3 protein-coding genes are annotated in these 3,284 nt (G+C 70.5%); 2 read left to right on the top strand and 1 reads right to left on the bottom strand.

Features of this window, described 5'->3' with window-relative positions:
- Positions 1-160 precede the first annotated feature (160 nt).
- Positions 161-763 (bottom strand): NAD(P)H:quinone oxidoreductase, encoded by a 603-nt coding sequence (wrbA, locus tag VED21_RS01250; RefSeq protein ID WP_324880486.1) that lies wholly within the window; start codon positions 761-763, stop codon positions 161-163.
- Between the two features lie 133 nt (positions 764-896).
- Here wrbA and VED21_RS01245 point away from each other — a divergent pair, with 133 nt between their 5' ends.
- A complete protein-coding gene (locus VED21_RS01245; RefSeq protein ID WP_324880485.1) occupies positions 897-1,823 on the top strand; it encodes a LysR family transcriptional regulator in 927 nt (308 codons plus the stop codon).
- An 88-nt stretch (positions 1,824-1,911) separates the two neighbouring features.
- The coding region (locus VED21_RS01240; protein WP_324880484.1) for a nitrate- and nitrite sensing domain-containing protein at positions 1,912-3,284 on the top strand (1,373 nt) is incomplete at its 3' end.

The raw sequence follows: 3,284 nt of genomic DNA, 5'->3' as shown, positions 1-3,284 counted from the left end.
GGGTCGCGCGGATCGCGAACCTCTCGGAAAATCTCAATGAGCGACTGCATCGCGCGTCTCCTGAAGGAAAAGGCCACTTCGGTCTCTTCCTTCAGGTCAACAGGCGGAGAGCGCTTTACTCAGATGCGATAGCCCTCCCCGGAGGGGAGAGGGAGTTCCCTCACGCCGCCAGCTTCGTGGCGATCTCGGCGACGTGCTTGCCCTGGAAGCGGGCGCCGTCCAGCTCCACCGCGCTCGGCTGGCGGGAGCCGTCGCCGCCGGCGATGGTGCTGGCGCCGTAGGGCGTGCCGCCCATCACCTCTTCCACGCCCATCTGCCCCTGGAAGGTGTACGGCAGGCCGACGATCACCATGCCGTGGTGCAGCAGCACCGTGTGCGTGCTGAGGATCGTGCTCTCCTGCCCGCCGTGCTGCGAGGCGGACGAGCTGAACACGCTGCCGACCTTGCCGACCAGCGCGCCCTTCACCCACAGGCCGCCGGTCTGGTCGAGGAAGTTCTTCATCTGCCCCGGCATGCTGCCATAGCGCGTCGGCACGCCCAGCACGATGGCGTCGTAGTCGCCCAGTTCGGCCGGCGTGGCCACGGGGATGTCCGGCTCCTCGACGAAATGCGCGCTCTTGCGAACCTCCTCGGGCACCAGTTCGGGGACGCGCTTGACCACCACCTCGGCGCCGGGCACGGCGCGCGCCCCCTCGGCCACGGCCTGCGCCATCTTCGAGATGTGACCGTAGCTGCTGTAATAGAGGACCAGAACCTTGGCCATGTCGCTTTTCCCTCTGTCTTCTTCGTGCGTTCGCCTGCGGGGCGTCCCGTTCCAACAACCAGATAGCGCGTCGCGTCCCCTTCCGTAATCCAGGCTGTTTGCACTTCATTGTTCTTGGGTGTACAACAATGCCATGGACCGTCTCGACGACATGCTCGCCTTCATCAAGGTCGTGGACACCCGCAGCTTCACCGCCGCGGCGGACCGGCTGAACCTGTCGAAATCGGTGGTGTCCCGCCGCATTTCGGAGCTGGAGAACCGGCTGGGCGCGCGGCTGCTCAACCGCACCACGCGCAAGCTGAGCCTGACGGAGGTCGGGCAGGCCTTCTACGAGCGCTGCACGCGCATCCTGGCCGACCTGGAAGAGGCGGAGCGCGCGGTCACCGACCTGCACGCCGCCCCGCGCGGCCGGCTGAAGGTCAACGCGCCGCTGTCCTTCGGGCTGCTGCACCTCGCCCCGGCCATCGCCGCCTTCATGGAGCGCTACCCGGACATCGAGATCGACATCGACCTCAACGACCGTTACGTCGACCTGATCGACGAGGGGTACGACGTGGCGGTGCGCATCGGCCGCCTGCGCGACAGCTCGCTGATCGCCAGGCGGCTGGCGCCCAACCGGCGCGTGGTGTGCGCCAGCCCCGCCTACCTGGAGCGGCACGGCACGCCGCAGGTGCCCGAGGACCTCGCCAACCACCATTGCCTGCTCTACACCAACGTGCCGCTGGCCGAGCAGTGGCAGTTCCGCGTGAACGGCGAGACGCGCACCGTGCGCGTGTCCGGTACCCTGTTCGCCAACAACGGCGACATCCTGCTGTCCGCCGCCGTCGCCGGGCGCGGCATCATCGTGTCGCCCACGTTCCTGGCCGGGCCGGCGCTGGCGGCCGGGCAGCTGCGCTGCCTGCTGTTCGACTGCATGGTGACGGAATCGGCGGTCTACGCCGTCTACCCGCAGAACCGTCACCTGTCGCCGAAGGTGCGGGCCTTCGTGGACTTCCTGGCGTCGCGCTTCGGGCCGGAACCGTACTGGGATGAGTCCATTCGCAGACCCGAGCCCGGCTAGACACTAATCCTTTTGATTACGATCAAGGCTGCGTCTATGACCGCGCTGTAATCGAACCGGACAGGTCGGTTCGGCACGGGGAACGCACATGCTCGGTCTGACGCACGCCTTGAGGATCCGCCACCGCTTCGCCCTGGTGGCCGTCTTGCCGCTGCTGGGCATGCTGGGCTTCTCGCTGGGCGCGCTGCACGACAGCCGCGCCACCCTGACCGCCATGGAACGGCTGGAGGAGCAGGCGTCGCTGGTGGCCGACGTCGGCGCGCTGGTGCACGAGCTGCAGAAGGAACGCGGCACCTCGGCCGTGGTCATCACCAGCAAGGGCGCCCGGATGGCCGATGCCCTGACCGGGCAGCGCGCGCAGACCGACGGGCGGCTGGACGCCTACCGCCGCAAGGCCGAGGGCTTCGACGCCGAACCGGCGCTGGCCCGGCGGCTGGAGGCGGCCCGGTCGGCGCTCGCCGAGTTGCCGGCCAAGCGGCAGGCGGTCGGCGCGCTCGCGCTGTCCGGCGCGGACTCGGCATCCTACTACACCGCCACCATCGCCCGCCTGCTGGAGATCGCCGGCGAGGTGGCGCGCATCGGCGGCACGCCGGAGGTATCCGGCGTCGTCACCGCCTATGCCAGCCTGATGCAGGGCAAGGAGCGCGCCGGCCAGGAACGCGCCGTCGGCGCCACCGGCCTGACCGGCGGCGTCTTCGCGCCGGAGCTGCACCAGCGCTTCGTGGCGCTGGGCGCCCAGCAGCAGGCGTTCTTTCTGGGTTTCGACATGGTGGCGCCGGATGAACTGAACGCCGCGCTCCGCGCCGTCCTGTCCGGTCCCGCCGGCCAGCGGGTGGAGGCGATGCGCCGGGGCGCCTACGACGGCGGACTCGCCGGGAAGCTCGGCGACGTCACGTCCGACGCGTGGTGGCAGGCGGCGACCGATCGCATCGACCTGCTGAAGGGCGTCGAGGAACAGGTCGGGGCCGAGCTGATGCGGCGTGCCGAGGCCGTGCGCGCCGACGCCGCCGGCACCTTCCGGCTGATCGCCGCCGCGGCGGCGCTGCTGCTGGGCGCCAGCGTGGCGGCGAGTGCGGCGATGATCCGCGGCATCACCCGCCCGCTGCACGCCCTGAACGGGGCCATGCGGGCGCTGGCCGGCGGCGATCTTGCCACCGACATCCCGGCGCTGGACCGCCGCGACGAGGTGGGCGAGATGGCGCAGGCCGTCGCCGTGTTCCGCGAGAACGCGCGGGTGCGCGCCCGGTTGGAAGACGAACAGCGCGCCGACCGCGAGGCCAAGGAGCGCCGGGCCGAGGCGCTGCAGCTCATGGTCCGCGCCTTCGACCGCGACGTCACCGGCATGCTGACCAACGTGCACGTCTCCGCCGCGCGCATGCGCGAGGTGGCGCAGGGCATGTCGGAGTCGGCGGTGGAGGGCAGCCGGCGCGCCGTCACCGTCGCGGCCGCCGCCGAACAGGC

Source organism: Azospirillum sp., assembly GCF_035627195.1.
GTDB lineage: Bacteria > Pseudomonadota > Alphaproteobacteria > Azospirillales > Azospirillaceae > Azospirillum.
This window is presented reverse-complemented; position numbering and strand designations above follow the sequence as displayed.

Excerpts from the sequence above, each read along its gene's own strand:
- wrbA (WP_324880486.1), bottom strand. The coding sequence starts at position 763 with ATGGCCAAGGTTCTGGTCCTCTATTACAGCAGCTACGGTCACATCTCG.
- VED21_RS01245 (WP_324880485.1), top strand. The coding sequence starts at position 897 with ATGGACCGTCTCGACGACATGCTCGCCTTCATCAAGGTCGTGGACACC.